The following is a 17,279-nucleotide window of genomic DNA, read 5'->3' on the forward strand; positions in this document are numbered from 1 at the left end:
CGGCTAACGCGCCAGCAGCGCCCGGCCGATGGACACCTGTACCGGTTCCAGGGCGCGCTCGCCGTCCTCGATGTGCCACAGGCTGTTCTGTAGGACGCGGCCCAGCGTCCATGCCCGCGCCCGCTCCCGGTCGAGCCCGAGCGCCTCCGTCATCAGGTCGAAGCGCCAGCCGGTCTCCGCCGCGTCGAAGCGGTTGTCCAGCGCCGGCATCAGGTCGAACCCGGGGTCGCCGGCCAGCGGCTTCGGGTCGATGGCGAGCCAGGGGCCGCGCGGATCGCCATCGCGGGTCGCGAGGACGTTCTCGTAGTGCAGGTCCCAGTGCAGCAGCCGGTCCCCCGGTTCGGCCGCGACCTCGCGCACGGCCGACGCGCAGTCGCGCAGCAGCCGCCGTTCGCCCTCGTCCGGGAGGAGCGGGGACAGCCGGGGCAGGTCGTCCAGCATCCGGGCCGCGAGGGGGCCGAGCCCGCGCACCCCGGCGGGAGCCGGTACCGCCGTGAGCCGGGCGAGCAGTTCAGCGATGACCCGGACCGCCTCCCGCGCCTCCACCCCCGCCAGATCGCGGGGGCTCAGCCGCTCCAGCAGCATCGTGCCGGTCCGCTCGTCGTGCCGGAGCAGCCGTACGGCGCCGGAACCGGCGGTGTCCCAGGCGCGCAGCGCCACGGGCTCGCCGGCCGACTCGTCGTCCAGCAGCTGGAGTTTCAGCACGGCGCCCGTGCCGTCCGGACGTTCCACGGGGAGCACCAGCGCGCACACGCCGTACATCGAGGGGCCGGTCACCCGCAGGTTCCAGCGCGCCAGGAAGTCCGCCGCCAGCCCCGGCAGCTCCGCGATGAACGCGCGGCCCGCCTCCCCGTTGTGCTTCGACTGTGTTTCCGCCAGCGCCACCGGAATGTCAATCACGGATTCGATCCTAGAGCCGTGGGTGAATCGCTCCATGCGCCGCTTCCTCCACACGGTCCGCGTCTGGATCACGAGCGCCCCCGGCACCTATCTCTGGCTGGCGGCCCTCTTCGTCACCACCGTCGCCCTGCACCGGATGTCACCGGAGTTCGAGGACGACTTCCTGCGCCAGCGCTCCACCAATATCCATGAGCTGTCGACCAACCCGCTGCGCGTGCTGATCTCCAGCGCCTTCTGGATCGACAGCGGAAGCTGGCTCCCGTACGCCGTGCTCTACACCGTCTTCCACGCGCCGGCCGAGCACTGGCTGGGCTCCCCGCGCTGGCTCGCCGTCGCCGCGTTGGCACACATCGGGGCGACCCTGGTCAGCGAGGGCGTGCTCAGCTGGGCCGTGCACCATGGACACGCCCCGCAGTCGGCGGTCAACACCCTGGACATCGGGGTGAGTTACGCGCTCGCGGGGGTGATCGCGGTCCTGACCTACCGGGTGCCCCGGCCCTGGCATCTGCCGTATCTGGCGGCCGTCCTCATCTTCTTCGGCATCCCCCTGATCACCGGGCGCAGCTTCACCGACCTCGGCCACTTCAGCGCCGTCCTGATCGGGCTCGCCTGCTATCCGATCGCCCGGGGGCGCGGGCGGGGGCCCGGACGGACGCGGGGGCGGCCGGCCGAGCACCGCCCGCGTACGGGTGGCGGCAGCGACGGCGGACGGTCCGTCAGGGCCGGTTGACGGCCCGTCCGGTCAGGGCCGCCCGGGCACGCCACGGGCGTTGTTGAGATACGTCAGCACCGCCTGGACCCGCCGGTGCCCGCTGTCGCTCGGGGGCAGGTCCAGTTTCAGGAAGACATTGCCGATGTGCTTGCTGACGGCCCGTTCCGTGATGACCAGGGTCCTGGCGATCGTGGTGTTGTCGTGGCCCTCGGCCATCAGCTTGAGGACCTCGCTCTCGCGCGGGGTCAGTGAGTCCAGGGGCGAGTCCCCGCGCCGGGTGAGGAGTTCGGTCACCACCTCGGGGTCGAGCGCCGTACCGCCCGCCGTGACCCGGTCCAGCGCGTCGAGGAACTCGTCGACGCGGCCCACCCGGTCCTTCAGCAGATAGCCGACGCCCCGCGCGCCGCCGCCCAGCAGCTCGGCGGCGTACGACTCCTCGACGTACTGCGAGAGGACGAGTACCGGCAGCCCGGGGATCTCCGCCCGCGCCGCGAGGGCCGCGCGCAGTCCCTCGTCGCGGAAGCCGGGCGGCATCCGGACATCGAGCACGGCGGCGTCCGGGCGGTGCGCGATCAGTGCGGGCAGCACCTCGGGCCCGCTGCTCACGACGGCCACCACCTCGTGTCCCGCCGACGTGAGCAGCAGGACGAGCCCTTCCCGCAGCAGGGCATGGTCCTCGGCGATCACCACACGCACGGCAGCTCCACTTCGATGACGGTCGGTCCCCCGGCGGGGCTGGCCACGTCGACGGTCCCGTCGAGCGCGGCGACACGGCGGCGCAGACCCGTGAGTCCGGTGCCGGTGTTCTCGTCGGCCCCGCCCCGGCCCTCGTCGCGGACCCGCACCCGCAGCGCCGTGTCCGTACGCGCGAGCCGGACCTCGGCGCGGCGGGATCCGCTGTGCTTCGCGGCGTTGGTGAGGGTCTCGGCGACGACGAAGTACGCGGCGGCCTCGACCGCCGCCGGGGCCCTCGGCCCGTGACCCGAGTCGCTCAGACCGTCCACGCGTACGGTCACGTCGAGCCCGCTGCTCGCGGCGAGCGCCCGTACGGCTCCGGCGAGACCCCGGTCGGTGAGGATCGGCGGGTGGATGCCGCGCACCACGTGGCGCAGCTCGGTCAGCGCCTCCTCGGCCTGGTCCTGTGCGTCGTCCAGCAGCTTGCGCGCGGCGGCGGGGTCGCGGTCGTACGCGCGTTTCGCCAGCCCGATCCGCATGGACAGCGCCACCAGCCTGGCCTGGGTGCCGTCGTGCAAGTCCCGTTCGATACGGCGCAGTTCGGCGCCGTGTGCGGCGATGGCGCCGGCCCGGGTCTCGGTCAGTTCCTCGACGCGCTCGACCAGCCGGGCCTTCGGGGAGGGCTTGAGCAGCCCGGTCGACCAGGCGGCGTCGAGGCCGGCGAGCCGGCTGATCAGCGGGAGCACGAGGGCGCGGCGGCGCAGCAGCCCGCACCAGGCGCCGTCGACCAGCAGTCCCAGCGGCCACAGGAGCAGCAGCGGCAGGAAGAGGAGGACGCCGTAGGCGTAGTGGGCGACCATCCAGCGCAGGTCGGCGTAGGTGCCGGGGTCGTGGGTGACCGTGCGCAGCCGGGCCCGGAGGGAGCCCGTGACCGGCAGATACGCCTCCGGGATGTCCCGGCCCGTCCACCGGGCCGCCTGGCGCCGTTTCGACCCGGCCATGCGGCGGATCAGCAGTACGGTTTCGGGCAGCAGTCCGGCGCCGACCACGGCGAGCGTGACGACGGCGGTGAACAGCAGCACGGTGATGAAGAGGTACGAGCCGAAGGCCAGCGCCGCGGCCGCGGCGAGCTGAGCCGTGGCCCGTGCCGCCTGCCGCGCGGTCTTTCGCATACCGGTCATTTTAGGTGGGCCGGGCGGCCGGGTACGCCGCCCCGGGCCGGAGCGGCTCCGGGGCACGGGCGGACCGGGTTCCTCTGCCCTACTTCTCCACCAGCCGGATCGCGGCGGCGGGACAGATGGCCGCGGCCTCGCGTACCTCTTCGTGCAGTTCGGCGCCGGGGTGCTCGTTCAGCACGATGGCGACACCGTCCTCGTCGCGCTGGTCGAAGACGTCCGGGGCGGCCATGACGCACTGTCCCGCCGCCACGCATTTCGGCTCGTCCAGTTCCACTCGCATGTCGACGCTCACGATGTTCTCCTCGGTGGGGGGTGGTTCCGGTGGCGGAACCGTGAGTGGGTGAGGGGGCGGGCCGCCGGCGGCCTCCGGTCCATGCAACCGGAGCGGGCTGACGCCTTCCGGCCGGTTACCTGACGGCAAGCCGACGTGACGGAGGTCACGCCACGGGTGGGGCGGCGGCGGGCCGGAACGCCGGCGGACGGCATCAGACGCCGAGCCAGTAGCCGAAGCCCTTGCGGGTGTGGATCAGCGGCGGGTCCTCCTGGTCGACCTTGCGGCGGAGGCGGGAGACGAGCTTCTCGATCGCGTTGTCGGCGCGGTCCTCGCCCCAGACGTGCCGGCGGATCTGCTCCTTGGAGAGGACCTGCTCGGCGTTGAGCAGCAGATGGCGCAGGAGGCGGTACTCGGCGGGGGTGAGGTCGAGGGTGCGTCCGCCGCGGTGCGCGCGGCAGGTGTGGTCGTCCAGGGTGAGGTCGCCGTAGTGGGGGGCCGAGGTGCGGCGGCTCTCCTGTTGGCGGGCGCGCAGGAGCGTCTGGGCCCGCGCGAGGACTTCCGCGACCCGGAAGGGCTTGACGACGTAGTCGGCGGCGCCGGGGCCGATTCCCGCGACCAGGCTGTCGAGGGAGTCGCAGGCGGCGAGGAAGAGGAGGGGCGGGCGGTCGGCGGCGGGGAGCCGGGGGAAGCCGCTGACATGCGTGAGGCCGCTCATCGTCATGTCGACGACGACGAGATCGGCCGGGTGCGCGCCGAGGCTGGCGACCGCCTCGGGGCCGGAGCCGGCGGTGGCGATGCGGTAACCGGCCAGTTCCATGGTGGTGGAGAGGAGTTCGAGGGTGGGCGGGTCGTCGCCGACGATCAGGACCCGCCGCCCGTCGCCGCGGGGCGGCGCGGGTTTCCCGTCGGCGTTCCCGGCAGTGTTCCCGTACCCGGGCTTGTTCCCGTACCTGGGCTTCTCACTGGTTTTCCCGTACATGGAAGGACCGTTCGTATAGGGCTGGCACTCCGCCATCGGGGGTTCCCGTGCGCTCAGGCGGGGTCCGGCGTCCTGGCGTGGTCTCCGGCGCCGTTGAGGAGGTCCTCGCCCGCGCCGCTGAGGAAGTCGCCGACCATGCGGTGGAAGAGGGTGGCGAGTTGATGGAGTTCTTCGGGCGACCAGTCACCGAGGGCGACCCGCATGCCCCCGCGGCTGGCCTCGCGGACGCGGTCGACGGCGTCGCGGCCGGTGGGGGTGAGCCGGATGTGCTGGGCGCGCCGGTCGTCGGGGTCGGGGACGCGGTCGACGTACCCGGCCTTCTGGAGCTGCTGCACCTGGCGGGTGATGTGGGACGCCTCCACGCCCAGCCGTCCGGCCAGCTCGCTGGGGCGCAGCGCGTCGGAGTCGGCGACCGCCCGCAGCAGCGCCACAGCCGCGCGGTCCAGCGGGACACCGGCCAGCGCCATCAGACGCTCGTGCTGGCGGACCCGGTTGGTGAGGTAGGAGATCTGGGTGAGGGCCTGCTCGATCGTGATGATGTCGGCCGGAACGGGGGCGGCGGAGTGCGGCGAGGTCGGCATGGGAACCACTTTACCATCTACTTGCTTGACTCAAGTAAGTCATCTGTGCTTGCCTTAGTCAAGTAAGCGTACGGCTCAGCGGCCGGAACCGGCATCCCCCGGCGCCCCCGGCCCCCTGACCGGGACCGTCCCGAGCGGATGCGGTCCCGCGGCGCCGTCCCCGTGGGGACGGAGGTACGGCGCGGCCTCGGACCCGGCCGGCGGAGCCCCGACGGGCGGCCCGCGGCCGGGCCCGAGGGAGGTACGGGACCGGTCACGACGGGCAGACACCCGGGTTCACCCGGTGATGGGCGCCAGCCAGAGCCCGACCAGCGCGTCCACCAGACCGTCGGCCGCCCGGCGCCAGGACGAGCGGACCGTGACCGCCCCTTCCGCCAGCGCGACTTCCCGCTCGGCGCACATGTGCAGGATCAGCTGCCGCGACATGATCCCGCGCTCGGCGTGCGCCTCCGCAGGCAGCTCCGGCAGGGCCCGGTTGAAACCGTCCACGATCCCCTGGAGCGCGGGCGACGTCAGCGACTCCTGGATCATGCTCTCGCGCAGCGCGGGGTCGGTCATCGTCTGCGCGCAGAACCTGCCGTACCAGGTGGGGCTGCCCAGCGCCTCCAGATGGTCCGTGATCGGGTGCACCAGACACGACACCCAGACCCGGACGTCGGTGGAGTCGCCCGCCTCGGCGAGCCGCAGCTCCCTGGCGCGCTCGATCTGCACGGCGTGCTTACGGGCGATGGCCCGCACCAGATCGGCCTTGGTGCCGAAGTGGTAGCCGACCGCCGCGTTGTTCCCCTGCCCGGCCGCCTCGCTGACCTGGCGGTTGGACACCGCGTACACGCCACGCTCCGCGAACAGCCGCTCGGCCGTGGTCAGGATCAACTCCCTTGTCTCACTGACCTGTTCGGCCCGTACCGTCCCGCCTGCCATGCTCACCATCTCACCGGGACTTCACGCAGCCCGCCGACCACCAGTCCCTCAAGAGGTCGCAGGTCCTCCACCGTGACAGCGAGTTCCAGAGTGGGCAGCCGGCGCAGCAGCACGTCGAGCACGGCCTGGAGTTCGGTACGGGCCAGCGCCTGGCCGAGGCACGAGTGCGCCCCGGCGCCGAACGCCAGATGCACGTTGGGGGTGCGGCCGAGCGTCATCTCCCCGGCGCCTTCGAAGACTTCCTCGTCCCGGTTGGCCGAGCCCATGCTGCACATCACGGTGGTGCCACGCGGCAGCACCACTCCGGCGACCTCGGTGTCCTCCCCAATGTAGCGCGGCATGCCGATGCCCGGGTTGGCGTCGAGCCGCAGCACCTCCTCCACCGCGGAGCGCACCAGCGACCGGTCCGCGAGGAGCCGCTCCCAGCGCGACCGGTCGGACAGCAGCATGGCCGCCATCTTCCCGATCATGTTCGCCGTCGTCTCGTGGCCCGCGATCAGCAGCGCCAGTCCGGTGGCCACCAGTTCCTCGTCGGACATGCGGTAGCCGTCGGCGCCGGTGGCGTCCATCAGCGCGCAGAGCAGGTCGTCACCCCGCTCCGCGCGTTTGGCGGCGACATGGGCCCCCATGTAGTCGGCGAACTCGGCCTGCGCCGCGTCGACCTCCGCCTGGGTGTAGCGGGTCAGGTTGAGCAGGGCGTCGGACCAGTGGGCGAACCGGTCCCGGTCGGAGTCGGGGACCCCGAGCAGATCGCAGATCACCCACACCGGCAGCGGGAAGCCCAGGGCCGCCTTCAGATCGGCCGGGTGGCCGGATTCCACCATGTCGTCGATGAGCCGCTCGGCCATCGCCTCGATCCCCGGCCGCAGCGCAGCCATGCGTCTGGCCGTGAACCACTTGCTGACCATCCGCCGCCACCGCTGGTGCGGCTCACCGCCCTGCGGGATCGTGCGCGACATCTCGCTGTTGAACACACCGCCCGACTCGGTGTCGGAGAGCCGCGCCGCGTCGTCGGCGTCCAGCTGCCGGGTGAACCGCGGGTCGGACAGCACCTGCTTGACGTCGTCGTACCGCGTCAGCAGCGACGCCTCGTCCCCGCTGGGCAGCTTCACCCGGGCGACCGGACAGCCCCGCCGGAGCCGCGCCCACTCGGCCGGCGGCTCCAGCGCCGAATCGCTGAGCAGCGGGTAGGTGAGGACCTGCTCGGCGTCGTCCTGGCTCATCGTGTCTCCTCGGTCGAAGTCCGTCGGGGCGGGAGAAAGAGGCGGGGAAAAGGGAGGAAAGAGGGAAGGGGGAAGAGGGAAGGGGGGAAAGGGACAGGCAGGGGTGGGCGGGGGCGCTGTCACCAGGTCACGGGCAGCTCGTACACCCCGTAGACCGACCCGTCGTGCTTGAACGGGATGTCCGCCAGCCCGGCGGCCGGCCGCAGACCGGGGACGCGCCGGTAGAGGGTGCTGTACGCCACCTGGAGTTCCAGCCGGGCCAGCGTCTGCCCCAGGCACTGGTGCACCCCGAAGCCGAAGGCCACGTGGCGGCGGGCGTCGCGGCGGATGTCGAGCCGGTCCGGGTCGGGGAAGACGTCGGGGTCGCGGTTGCCGATGTCGTTGGGCACGATGATGCCCTCGCCCGCGCGGATGACCTCCCCGGCGATCTCGATGTCCTCCAGCGCCACCCTGCGCCGCCCGCTGTGCGTGATGTTGAGGTAGCGCAGCAGTTCGTCCACCGCCGAGGCGACCAGCTTCGGATCGTCGGTGTCGCGCAACAGGGCGAGCTGGTCGGGGTTCTCCAGCAGCGCCAGGGTGCCCAGCGCGATCATGTTCGCGGTCGTCTCGTGCCCGGCGATCAGCAGGAGCACGCCCATCTGGGCGACCTCGTTGGGGGACAGCTCACCGGCCTCGACCCGCCCGACCAGACCCGACAGCAGATCGTCGGCGGGGTCCGCGCCCTTCCGGCCCACCAGGTCCTCCAGATAGGCCGCCAGCCGGCCCGAGGCGGCCATCCGCTCCTCGGGCGCCACCTCGCGGTTGATGAGGACCTTGCTGTTCTCCTGGAAGAAGTCGTGGTCGCCGTAGGGCACCCCGAGCAGTTCGCAGATCACCAGCGAGGGCAGCGGCAGGGCGAACGCCTGCACCAGGTCGACCGGTCGGGGACCGGCCAGCATGGTGTCGATCAGCTCGTCCGTGATCTTCTGCACGGCCGGCCGCATGGCCTCCACCCGTTTGAAGGCGAACGGCGCGGTCACCATCCGCCGCAGCCGCGCGTGCTCCGGGTCGTCCATGAGGATGAAGCTGATCGATCCGCTGCCCGGGGATATCGGCACCGGGCTGGGATAGCCGGGCCTGTGCAGATCGGCGCTGACCCTGGGGTCGCCCAGCAGGGTCCGCTGGTCGGCGTGGCGGGTCACCACCCACGGCGTACTGCCGTCCCAGAGGCGCACCTTGCCGAGCCGCCCCGCGCGCTGTTGGTCGCGCAGCCCGGGAGGCGGGTCGAACGGACATCCCGCCGCCCTGGCCATCGGGAACTCGGGGAGATCCGAACCGAGTTCGTCCGCCGGACGCAACGTGCTGGCCATGGATGCCTCGCTTCCTCGGAACCGGTCCTTCCGGCGCGGTCAGGCAATCCCATCCCCTTACTTAAGTCAAGCATGTGCTTTAAATTCACGCCCGCGACCGACCCGAACCAGCCACGGGGCGCCCCGGGTGCCCCGGACGAGAAGCCTCGACCCCGTCTCCGGCAGCCGTGACTCGCCCCGCGCCCTCGGGACACAGCCGCGCCCGGCCTCCTGGGTCGGAGGCCGGGCGCGGCCGGTTCGCCGGACGGAGCCGGCGCGATGCGGTGCGATGCGGTGCGGGACGGTACGGGACGGTACGGGACGGGACGGGAACCACCCGTACGGCCGTTACGACGCGGCCCCGGTCACCTCCGCGGGCTCGGCCTCGCCGGTGGCGGCCGGCGCGGCCGGGGCAGCCGCCGCCGGGCGGTGGCGCGGCAGGAAGGTGCACAGCAGGAAGGAGAGGAGGGCGGCACCGGCGCCGATGGCCATGACCACCTTGAAGCCGTTCTCCGAGGGCAGCGAGGCGGTGCCGAAGTCGGTGGTCATCTGGGCCAGGACGACACCGGCGATCGCGCTGGCGAACGACGTACCGATGGACCGCATCAGCGCGTTGAGACTGTTGGCGGCGGCCGTCTCGGACGCGGGCACCGCGCCCATGATCAGCGCGGGCATGGCGCCGTAGGCGAAGCCGACCCCGGCGCCGATGACGCAGGAGACCAGGATGAGGTGCCACACCTGGGACATCAGCACGATGTTGAGGGAGTAGCCGGCCGCGACGATGAGCGCGCCGATCATCAGGGTGACCTTCGGCCCCTTGGTCCTGGAGATGGAGGCGGAGATCGGCGCCATGGCCATCATGACCAGGCCCTGCGGCGCCAGGACCAGACCGACGGTCATCATCGACATGCCCAGGCCGTACCCGGTGGCCTCCGGAAGCTGAAGCAGCTGCGGGAGGACCAGGGACATGGCGAACATCGAGAAACCGAGGGCGATCGAGGCCAGGTTGGTGAACAGCACCTGCCTGCGGGCGGTGGTGCGCAGGTCCACCAGCGGCTGGGCCGTCCGCAGCTCGAAGTAGCCCCACGCCACCAGGACGATGACGGCCGCGGCGAGCAGGCCGAGTACGGTTCCGCTGGTCCAGCCCCAGTCGCCGCCCTTGGAGATGGCCAGCAGCAGGGAGACGAGCCCGGCCGCGAGACCGAGGGAGCCGACGAGGTCGAAGCGTCCGCCCGTACGGACCTTGGACTCGGGCACGAGCACGGTGATCAGTACGGCGGCGACGGCGCCGAGGGCGGCGGAGACCCAGAACAGCACGTGCCAGTTGAAGTTGTCCGCGATGAAGGCGGCCGAGGGCAGGCCGAGCGCGCCACCGACGCCCAGCGAGGCGCTCATCAGCGCGGTCGACCCGGCGAGGCGCTCGGCGGGCAGTACGTCGCGCATGATGCTGATGCCGAGCGGGACGACGGCGGCGGCCAGGCCCTGGAGGACTCGTCCGACGATCATCGGAACCAGGGACTCGCTCAGCGCGCAGACGACCGAACCGGTCACCAGCAGGCCGACGCTGATCAGCAGCATCCGGCGCTTGCCGTACATGTCGCCGATGCGGCCCGCGACCGGGGTGGCGACGGCGGCGGCGAGCAGGGTGGCGGTGACGGCCCAAATGGCGTTGGACGGCGAGGCGTTGAGGTAGTTGGGCAGCTCCGGGACGATCGGGATCACCAGGGTCTGCATCAGCGAGACGACGATCCCGGCGAAGGCCAGGACCGCCACCACGGCGTTCGACCTCGGCGGGGCCGATCCCCCGGATACAGGTCGGGCAAGAGTGTCGGACATGGAAACGCCTCCGCGGGAATCCTCTGATGTACTTGAGTCACGCAACCATATTCCAATTGATTGACTTAAGCAACTTAACCTTCCCGTAACCCACCCGCCGCCCGCACGACCGAGGCGCCCGCACGGCCGAGGCGCCCGGAGGCACCGGCGCCGGGTGCGTCCGACGCCCCGGCGCCCCCGATCCCCCGCCCCCGATCCCCCGCCCCCGAACTCCCCACCCCGGACGCTCACTTCCGCAAGCCGAGCAGGCGGCTCTACGCTGGCCGCATGCCCACACGGCCGCCGCCGGCGACAGCGGCATCCGCCTCCCCGGACCCGTCCGGGGACAGGCCGCACATCCTGGCCGTCACCGCCGACCCCGGGCTCACCGGGCTGCTCGCCCGCACCCTGGAGTGGTCGGGCTACCGGGTCACCACGGAGACGAGCGGCGCCGACGGCATGCTCCGGCTGAGCGGGCACCGCTTCGACCTGGTGATCTGGGACGCCACCCTGCCGGACCTGGCCGGGTTCGCCCGGGGCCGCCGGGTCGCCCCCGCCGACCGCCCGCCGCCGCTGTTCCTGGCCGCGTGGGACAGCCTCCACCACCTCGCCCCCGAGCTGTGCCCCGGCAACGAGGACTACGTCACCAAGCCCGTCAGGATCGCCGAAGTCCTGGCCAGGACCAGGGTCCTGCTGCGCGACCGGAGCCCCGCGCGGGACGAGGGCGTGCCCCGCTACGACGATCTGACACTGGACGAGACCACCTGCCGGGCGCGGCGCGGGGACCGGGCGCTCGGCCTCACCCCCGCCGAGTACCGGCTGCTGCGCCATCTGATGGCCAACGCGGAACGTGTGCTGTCGAAGGAGCAGATCAGCAGGCATGTCTGGGGCGAGTTCCGCGCCCGGCACTCGATCGAGAAGCTGGTCGGCCGGCTGCGGCACAAGGTGGACGTGGCCACGGACCGGGACGAGCCCGCGCTGATCCACACCCACCGGGGCTTCGGGTACCGCCTCGGCCGCCCCGGCAGCTGAGACCGTACGGCCGGGGGCGGGCGGGCCCGCTCGCTCAGCCCTGCCGGTGCCAGCGGATCCATCCGGCCTGCCCGCCGTCGACGAGCAGATCGGTCCCGGTGATGTAGAGCGAGCGCGGCCCGGCCAGGAACTCCACGGCGTCGGCGATCTCGCCGGCCGTTCCGGTACGGCCCGCCCCGCACGCCTCCAGCATCTTCATCATGTGTCCCTCGGGGTCCGAGTCGGCCTCGGCCTTCGCCATCGCGGTGGAGACGACCCCCGGGCTGACGGTGTTGATCCGCGCGCCGCGCAGATTCCAGGCGAGCGCCGCCGCCTCCACCCGTACCTGGTTGGCGCGCTTGGCCAGGATGTACGCGGATGTCGCGTCGTCCCCTACGGCGGCGACCGCGTCCAGCGCGAGCAGCTCCCCGGCCGGGGCCGTCGCGAGCGCCCGCTCGTCCTCCCGGCTCAGCGACGCGTAGTGGCCGGCCATGCTGGCGACGCAGACCAGCGACGTGCCCCGGACGGCCACCTTCCCGAACGCCTCGATGACATGGACCGTGCCGAGCAGGTCGACGTCGAAGATCCGGCGCGCCGACGAGGTGGCCGCCGCGACGCCCGCGGTGTGGACGACGGCGGTCAGCCGGCCCGCGGCCGCGGCTGCCTCCGCGAGCGCCTCGACGGCCGCGCGGTCGGACACATCGGTCGTCACACCCCGTACGAAATACCCCTCGGCGCTCAACGCCTGTACGGCGCGGTCGAGTTGACTCTGCGAGGCATCGGCGAGGATCAGCGTCCGCCCGCTGCCGAGCCGCCGGGCGACGGCCGTCCCCATACCGCCGGCCCCGGTGACCACCACCACGTCACGCGCGTCGGTCGTACCGTCCTGCGTACGGTCCGTATGGTCCGTGCGGTCCTGCATGAGCAACCTCCTTGTTCTCCAGTGGAGTTCGCGCGACCCGGAGCGGGCAGGCGAACGGCGGGAGCGGCCCCCGCTCCCCAGCGGACCCGCTCCCGCCCCGGTCCGGACGGGCCGGGGCGGGACAACTCCGCGGGCGTCAGGCCACCTCGGCGGCCTGCGCCGGCACCGCCTCGTCCCAGGGCGCGCCGGCCGCGACGGACCGGCGCCACTGCCGGATCTCCCTGGGCGGCATCCCCACCGCGAGGACCCCGGTCACCCGGCCGCCGGTGCGGTACGCGGCGATGAACCGGCGCCGCGCCAACTCCCCCGCCACGATGGCCACTTCGTCGTGTCCGCGCAGATAGCCGTACGCCTGGATCCTCATGTCGTACTGGTCCGACCAGAAGTACGGCACCGGGGCGAACGGCTTCGCCGCCTCCGGGCGGAGGAGGTTGCGGGCGGCGGCCATCCCCTGCTCCGCCGCGTGCGTACGGTGCTCGATCCGCATCTCCACGCCGAACAGCGGGTTGTGCCAGCGGGCCACGTCACCGGCCCCGTACACCCCCGGCCCCGCGGCGCTGTACTCGTCGCACACCAGGCCGTCCCCCACCGTCAGCCCGCTGTCCGCCAGCCACTCGGTGTTGGGGTGCGACCCGACGGCGACCAGGACATCGTCGGCCTCGACCAGTTCGCCGTCCGCGAGGCGCACCCCTTGCTCGGTCACCTCCGCCACCGCCGCTCCGGTGCGCAGGTCCACCCCGTGCTCCAGATGGGCCCGGGACAGCACCTGCCCGACCGCGCCGCCGACCGCGTGGGCCAGCGGTACGGGGGCGGGCTCGATCAGCGTCACCCGCGCGCCCAGGCCCGACGCCACGGCGGCCGCCTCCGCGCCGAGGAACCCGGCGCCCACCACGACCAGCCGCCGCCCCGGCCCCAGCCGGTCCCGCAGCGCCAGGGCGTCGTCCACGGTGCGCAGCACATGCTGCGCACCGTCCCCCGGCAGCCGGCGCGGCCGTACCCCGGTGGCGACGATCAGACCGTCGTACGCCACCCGCGACCCGTCCGCCAGCAGCACCGCGCGGTCGGTCGTGTCCAGCCCGGTCGCCGCCGCGCCCAGCCGCAGATCGAGACCGAGGGCGTCGAGGTCGGCGTACGGGCGCAGCGGCAGCCGCTCGTGGCTCCACTCGCCCGACAGGATCTGCTTGGACAGCGGGGGCCGGTCGTAGGGGGCGTACGGCTCGTCGCCGATCAGGCTGAGCGTCCCCTCGTACCCCTCCCGGCGCAGGGTCTCGGCGGCGGCGAGGCCGGCCGCCGAGGCGCCCACCACGACGACGCGCCTCACCGCTCCACCAGCCTGATCGCGGCGGCCGGGCAGATCGCCACGGCTTCCCGCACCCCGTCGAGGAGGCTCTCGTCGGGGTTCTCCTCCAGCACGACGGCGACGCCGTCGTCGTCCCGCTGGTCGAACACCTCGGGGGAGGCCATCACACACTGCCCCGCCGCGACGCACTTCGGCTCGTCCAGTTCCACACGCATGGGTGTCTCCACTTCACTTCCTCCGTGCGGGCCGGGTCACCACGAGACCGGCAGGCTGTGGACGCCGTAGGTCGTCCCGACGTGGTCGAACTCCAGGTCCGCGAGGTCGGCGGCCAGCCGCAGCGTGGGAATCCGGCGGTAGAGGGTGCTGTAGACGACCTGGAGTTCCAGCCGGGCGAGGTTCTGCCCGAGGCACTGGTGGGGCCCGTAACCGAACGCCTGGTGCTGGCGCGCCGGGCGGGTCACGTCGAGCCGCTGGGACTCGGCGAACGCCTCGGGGTCCCAGTTCGCGGCGTGCAGGTCGAAGATCATCCCTTCGCCGGCCTTGATGACGACACCGCCGATCTCGATGTCCTCCTTGGCGACCCGCCGTACCCCGGTCTGCACGATGGACAGGTAGCGCAGCACCTCGTCGACCGCGTTGGCGATCAGCTTCGGGTCGTCGGTCTCCCGCACCAGGGCGAGCTGGTCCGGGTGCTGGAGGAGCGCCAGGGTGCCCAGGCTGATCATGGTGGCGGTGGTCTCGTGCCCGGCGATCAGCATCGCGACGCCCATGTGGACGGCCTCGGTCCTGGTCATCTCACCTGCCGTGACGCGCCCGCCCATCTCGGAGAGGATGTCGTCGGAGGGGTTGGTCAGCTTCTCGCCGAGCAGGTCGTCCAGGTAGGCGGCGAGCGCGCCGCTGACCCGCCGGGCCTCCTCCGGCGGCACGGTGCTGTCGAGTACGGTGCTGCTGCTCCGCTGGAAGAAGTCGTGGTCCTTGTAGGGCACGCCGAGCAGCTGTGCGATGACCAGCGACGGCACCGGCAGCGCGAACGCCTTCAGCAGGTCCGTCGGGTTCGGCCCGTCCAGCATGTCGTCGATCAGGCCGTCGACGATCTTCTGGATCGGCTCGCGCATCTTCTCGATCCGCTTGACGACGAACGGCCCGTTGACCGTCCGCCGCAGCCGCGTGTGCTCCGGCGCGTCCGTGTTCGTGATCATGCGCGGCGACACCGGCGCGATCTGCGCGCGGTGCGCGTTGACGTACGGGAACCCGGGGTCGAGGTCGTCGTCGCTGACCCTCGGGTCGGTCAGCAGCGCCCGCTGGTCGGCGTGGCGGGTGATCAGCCAGGGCGTGGCGCCGTTCCAGATCCGCACCCGGGAGATCGGCGCCTCGGCGCGCAGCCGCTGCGCCGCGGGGGCGGGTGCCAGCGGGCACTCCGCCGCCCGCTCCATCGGATACGGGGGCAGCGACTCGCCCGTGCCGCCCACGGGGCAGGTCAGCGTATCGGTCATGGCGTCTCCTCGGTGCTGTGGGGGATCGAAGGACTCGACTGCGCACCAGAGAAGCGGAGCGGGCTGACGCCTTCCGGCCGGTTCGCTGACATCTACCGGACGTGACGCACGTCACGGGGCGGGGTGGGACGCCCCTCCCCTGGGTCATGGGTCAGGGATCTCCGGTCCGCGACAGCCGCCGTACGGACCGGGACCGTACCGACCGGGACCGTACGGTTCCGATGCCGCCCGGCCGGGCCGGACCGGGACCGTACGGTTCCGATCCCGCCCAGGCGGGCCATACGCGACATCCCCCTCCGGGCCCCCGCCCACCGGTCGGCCTGGGCGGGGCGTCCGCGTGGCGCACGGGACGCGCCACGCGGACGGACGCGCCGCGCGGACGGACGCGCCGCGCGGACGGACGCGCCGCGCGGACGGCGAACGCGACGACGCCCTCGTCTGCGACGCCTGTGGCGCCGCCCGGGGAGCGTCACCAGTAGGTCAGCAGCAGGTGGTTGGTGAGCAGCGCGAGCGCCGCCTGCGCCGCCAGCCAGCCGCGCTGCCCGCCGGAGGGCAGCAGGGCGGCGGCGGCCGGGAGCCAGAGGGTGAAGGGCAGCCAGATCCGCTCGGTCTCGGCCTTGCTCATGCCGGAGAGGTCCGCCACCAGCAGCGCGGTCAGGACGGCGCACGTGATGAGGACGAGCGGCGCGAGGCGGCCGGCGACGGACAGCGGCGACACCGCGTCCACCGGCTCGGGCACCGGCCCGCTCCGGGCCGCGCCCACCGCCGGGGACCGCCAACGCCACCGCTGCCGCACGACGTACGGGACGGCGGCCAGGACGCGGCGCGCCCCCGCCACGGCGGCGAGCCCCGAACACAGCACCACGCAGGCCAGGTTGCCCCACACCCAGTACCCGTAGGAGCGCAGTCCGCCCGAGCCGTGGTAGTACCGCTCGACGAGCAGCGGGTACGCCTCCCACCAGCGGAAGCCGAGCAGGGTGAAGGTGACGGCGACCGCCGCGAGGCCCAGGGCGGCCGGCGGCACGGGGCGGGCCGTACGGGCGCACACCAGCACCGCGAGCGCGGGAAGGACCATCAGGGTGAGCCCGTAGGACACGTACAGGGTCGCCCCGAAGAGAAGTCCGCTGCCCAGCGCGGCCACCGCCGCTCCGCCGCCCCGGCCGCCGCGTCCGGCCGCCACGGCGAGGAGCGCGAGGGCCCAGGCGGCGACCGCCGCGAAGTAGCCGTCCGCCGAGGTGCCCACCCACACGGCGGCGGGTGCGAGGACCAGGAAGGGGGCCGCGGCTCTGGCGGTGTGCTCGGCGCCCAGCGCGCGCAGGGCGACCAGCACCGCCGCCGCCACGGAGCTGCCGGTGACGATGCAGAAGGCCCCGGCCCAGCCGCCGCCCCCGAGCCCGATCCGGTCGAGGCCGACGAAGGTCAGTACGGCACCGGGCGGATGTCCGGCGATGTGCGGCTGCCAGCTGCCCGGCACGCCGCCCGGGATGTGCTGGCTGAACTCGCGCAGGGCGGCCGGGATATCGGCGAACCGGCTGATTCCGCGCAGGTACTCGTAGCGTGTGGTGAGCCGGTCGGCGACCCCCGTCCGCCAGCCGTCCACCAGGGCGAGCGACCAGGTCCAGGCCATCGCCGAGAGCCAGGCCGTCCACGTCAGGTGTCGCCAGGGCAGGCGGGCCGCCACCGTCGGCCCGTACAGCACGACCAGCGCGGCGACGAGCAGCGCGGTGGGGGTGCCGGGGCCGAGATGGGGCATCCAGCGGGCCAGCAGCGGGGGCCAGGGGGCGCGCAGCGAGCCGGTGGTGTGCTCGATGGCCGTACCGGCGACGGCGGCGACGGCGAACAGCAGCGCGCCCCCGGCGGCGGTGATCAGGTCGAGGCGGTGGGGGGATGCCGTGGCCGGGCCGGCCTCGGGTGAGGGGGAACGGAGCGGGGGTGAGTGGAGGGTCACGCGGCCACGTTATGGGCGC

Annotated in this window: 17 protein-coding genes; 2 read left to right on the forward strand and 15 right to left on the reverse strand. The window is 73.0% G+C overall.

The annotated features are described in order from the left end of the window. Positions 1–3: 3 nt before the first annotated feature. The gene (locus ACFY6S_RS16670) at positions 4–936 is read right to left on the reverse strand and encodes an aminoglycoside phosphotransferase family protein (RefSeq protein WP_388816949.1); all 933 of its coding nucleotides are present in this window, start codon (positions 934–936) and stop codon (positions 4–6) included. Between ACFY6S_RS16670 and ACFY6S_RS16675 the strand changes: the two genes are divergently transcribed. Continuing rightward, positions 935–1,630: a rhomboid-like protein gene (locus tag ACFY6S_RS16675; protein WP_388816952.1), complete on the forward strand. Its 696-nt coding sequence runs from the start codon at positions 935–937 to the stop codon at positions 1,628–1,630. The two genes, ACFY6S_RS16670 and ACFY6S_RS16675, sit on opposite strands and share 2 nt — an antisense overlap. 12 nt (positions 1,631–1,642) lie before the next feature. Here the strand turns inward: ACFY6S_RS16675 and ACFY6S_RS16680 are convergent, their stop codons facing one another. From ACFY6S_RS16680 to ACFY6S_RS16720, 9 genes are all read right to left on the reverse strand, one after another. Then, positions 1,643–2,308 carry a response regulator gene (locus ACFY6S_RS16680; protein WP_388816955.1) on the reverse strand — a complete coding sequence of 222 codons (666 nt, stop codon included), beginning with the start codon at positions 2,306–2,308 and terminating at the stop codon, positions 1,643–1,645. After that, entirely contained in the window at positions 2,296–3,459 is a 1,164-nt protein-coding gene (locus tag ACFY6S_RS16685; protein ID WP_388816958.1) for a histidine kinase, read from the reverse strand. Before ACFY6S_RS16685 ends, ACFY6S_RS16680 begins: the two co-directional genes overlap by 13 nt. Before the next feature lie 88 nt (positions 3,460–3,547). Further along, positions 3,548–3,745 (reverse strand): ferredoxin, encoded by a 198-nt coding sequence (locus tag ACFY6S_RS16690; protein WP_329072673.1) that lies wholly within the window; start codon positions 3,743–3,745, stop codon positions 3,548–3,550. A 205-nt stretch (positions 3,746–3,950) separates the two neighbouring features. Then, positions 3,951–4,718 (reverse strand): response regulator transcription factor, encoded by a 768-nt coding sequence (locus tag ACFY6S_RS16695; protein ID WP_388816961.1) that lies wholly within the window; start codon positions 4,716–4,718, stop codon positions 3,951–3,953. Positions 4,719–4,771: 53 nt separating this feature from the next. Beyond that, positions 4,772–5,299, reverse strand: a complete 528-nt coding sequence (locus tag ACFY6S_RS16700) for a MarR family winged helix-turn-helix transcriptional regulator (RefSeq protein ID WP_388816964.1) — start codon at positions 5,297–5,299, stop codon at positions 4,772–4,774. A gap of 276 nt (positions 5,300–5,575) precedes the next feature. Continuing rightward, positions 5,576–6,220, reverse strand: coding sequence for a TetR/AcrR family transcriptional regulator (locus ACFY6S_RS16705; RefSeq protein WP_388816967.1), 645 nt, complete (start codon positions 6,218–6,220; stop codon positions 5,576–5,578). A 2-nt stretch (positions 6,221–6,222) separates the two neighbouring features. Continuing rightward, on the reverse strand, positions 6,223–7,443 hold the full coding sequence (locus tag ACFY6S_RS16710; protein ID WP_388816970.1) for a cytochrome P450: 1,221 nt from the start codon (positions 7,441–7,443) through the stop codon (positions 6,223–6,225). A gap of 119 nt (positions 7,444–7,562) precedes the next feature. Continuing rightward, positions 7,563–8,792, reverse strand: a complete 1,230-nt coding sequence (locus tag ACFY6S_RS16715) for a cytochrome P450 (protein WP_388816973.1) — start codon at positions 8,790–8,792, stop codon at positions 7,563–7,565. A gap of 327 nt (positions 8,793–9,119) precedes the next feature. Then, positions 9,120–10,607 (reverse strand): MFS transporter, encoded by a 1,488-nt coding sequence (locus ACFY6S_RS16720; protein WP_388816976.1) that lies wholly within the window; start codon positions 10,605–10,607, stop codon positions 9,120–9,122. A gap of 267 nt (positions 10,608–10,874) precedes the next feature. Between ACFY6S_RS16720 and ACFY6S_RS16725 the strand changes: the two genes are divergently transcribed. After that, complete coding sequence (locus ACFY6S_RS16725; RefSeq protein ID WP_388816979.1) at positions 10,875–11,618, forward strand: response regulator transcription factor; 744 nt, start codon at positions 10,875–10,877, stop codon at positions 11,616–11,618. 34 nt (positions 11,619–11,652) lie between these two features. On the opposite strand, the gene ACFY6S_RS16730 is transcribed toward ACFY6S_RS16725, so the two are convergent. The 5 genes from ACFY6S_RS16730 to ACFY6S_RS16750 form a co-directional block, all read right to left on the reverse strand. Beyond that, complete coding sequence (locus tag ACFY6S_RS16730) at positions 11,653–12,519, reverse strand: SDR family oxidoreductase (RefSeq protein WP_388816982.1); 867 nt, start codon at positions 12,517–12,519, stop codon at positions 11,653–11,655. Between the two features lie 136 nt (positions 12,520–12,655). Continuing rightward, positions 12,656–13,840, reverse strand: a complete 1,185-nt coding sequence (locus ACFY6S_RS16735) for an NAD(P)/FAD-dependent oxidoreductase (protein ID WP_388816985.1) — start codon at positions 13,838–13,840, stop codon at positions 12,656–12,658. Continuing rightward, on the reverse strand, positions 13,837–14,034 hold the full coding sequence (locus ACFY6S_RS16740; protein WP_388816988.1) for a ferredoxin: 198 nt from the start codon (positions 14,032–14,034) through the stop codon (positions 13,837–13,839). Before ACFY6S_RS16740 ends, ACFY6S_RS16735 begins: the two co-directional genes overlap by 4 nt. A 36-nt stretch (positions 14,035–14,070) precedes the next feature. Continuing rightward, the gene (locus ACFY6S_RS16745; protein WP_388816991.1) at positions 14,071–15,312 is read right to left on the reverse strand and encodes a cytochrome P450; all 1,242 of its coding nucleotides are present in this window, start codon (positions 15,310–15,312) and stop codon (positions 14,071–14,073) included. A 469-nt stretch (positions 15,313–15,781) separates the two neighbouring features. Beyond that, on the reverse strand, positions 15,782–17,260 hold the full coding sequence (locus ACFY6S_RS16750) for a hypothetical protein (RefSeq protein ID WP_388816994.1): 1,479 nt from the start codon (positions 17,258–17,260) through the stop codon (positions 15,782–15,784). Positions 17,261–17,279: the final 19 nt, after the last annotated feature.

Origin of the sequence: Streptomyces sp. NPDC012835, from assembly GCF_042900885.1 — a bacterium.
Lineage (GTDB): Bacteria > Actinomycetota > Actinomycetes > Streptomycetales > Streptomycetaceae > Streptomyces.

Bases quoted from the DNA above. Each gene is read 5' to 3' on its own strand.
- ACFY6S_RS16740 (WP_388816988.1), bottom strand. From the start codon at position 14,034: ATGCGTGTGGAACTGGACGAGCCGAAGTGCGTCGCGGCGGGGCAGTGT.
- ACFY6S_RS16670 (WP_388816949.1), bottom strand. From the start codon at position 936: ATGGAGCGATTCACCCACGGCTCTAGGATCGAATCCGTGATTGACATT.
- ACFY6S_RS16710 (WP_388816970.1), bottom strand. From the start codon at position 7,443: ATGAGCCAGGACGACGCCGAGCAGGTCCTCACCTACCCGCTGCTCAGC.
- ACFY6S_RS16695 (WP_388816961.1), bottom strand. From the start codon at position 4,718: ATGTACGGGAAAACCAGTGAGAAGCCCAGGTACGGGAACAAGCCCGGG.
- ACFY6S_RS16700 (WP_388816964.1), bottom strand. From the start codon at position 5,299: ATGCCGACCTCGCCGCACTCCGCCGCCCCCGTTCCGGCCGACATCATC.
- ACFY6S_RS16730 (WP_388816982.1), bottom strand. From the start codon at position 12,519: ATGCAGGACCGCACGGACCATACGGACCGTACGCAGGACGGTACGACC.
- ACFY6S_RS16745 (WP_388816991.1), bottom strand. From the start codon at position 15,312: ATGACCGATACGCTGACCTGCCCCGTGGGCGGCACGGGCGAGTCGCTG.
- ACFY6S_RS16675 (WP_388816952.1), top strand. From the start codon at position 935: ATGCGCCGCTTCCTCCACACGGTCCGCGTCTGGATCACGAGCGCCCCC.
- ACFY6S_RS16725 (WP_388816979.1), top strand. From the start codon at position 10,875: ATGCCCACACGGCCGCCGCCGGCGACAGCGGCATCCGCCTCCCCGGAC.
- ACFY6S_RS16690 (WP_329072673.1), bottom strand. From the start codon at position 3,745: ATGCGAGTGGAACTGGACGAGCCGAAATGCGTGGCGGCGGGACAGTGC.
- ACFY6S_RS16720 (WP_388816976.1), bottom strand. From the start codon at position 10,607: ATGTCCGACACTCTTGCCCGACCTGTATCCGGGGGATCGGCCCCGCCG.
- ACFY6S_RS16715 (WP_388816973.1), bottom strand. From the start codon at position 8,792: ATGGCCAGCACGTTGCGTCCGGCGGACGAACTCGGTTCGGATCTCCCC.
- ACFY6S_RS16685 (WP_388816958.1), bottom strand. From the start codon at position 3,459: ATGCGAAAGACCGCGCGGCAGGCGGCACGGGCCACGGCTCAGCTCGCC.
- ACFY6S_RS16705 (WP_388816967.1), bottom strand. From the start codon at position 6,220: ATGGCAGGCGGGACGGTACGGGCCGAACAGGTCAGTGAGACAAGGGAG.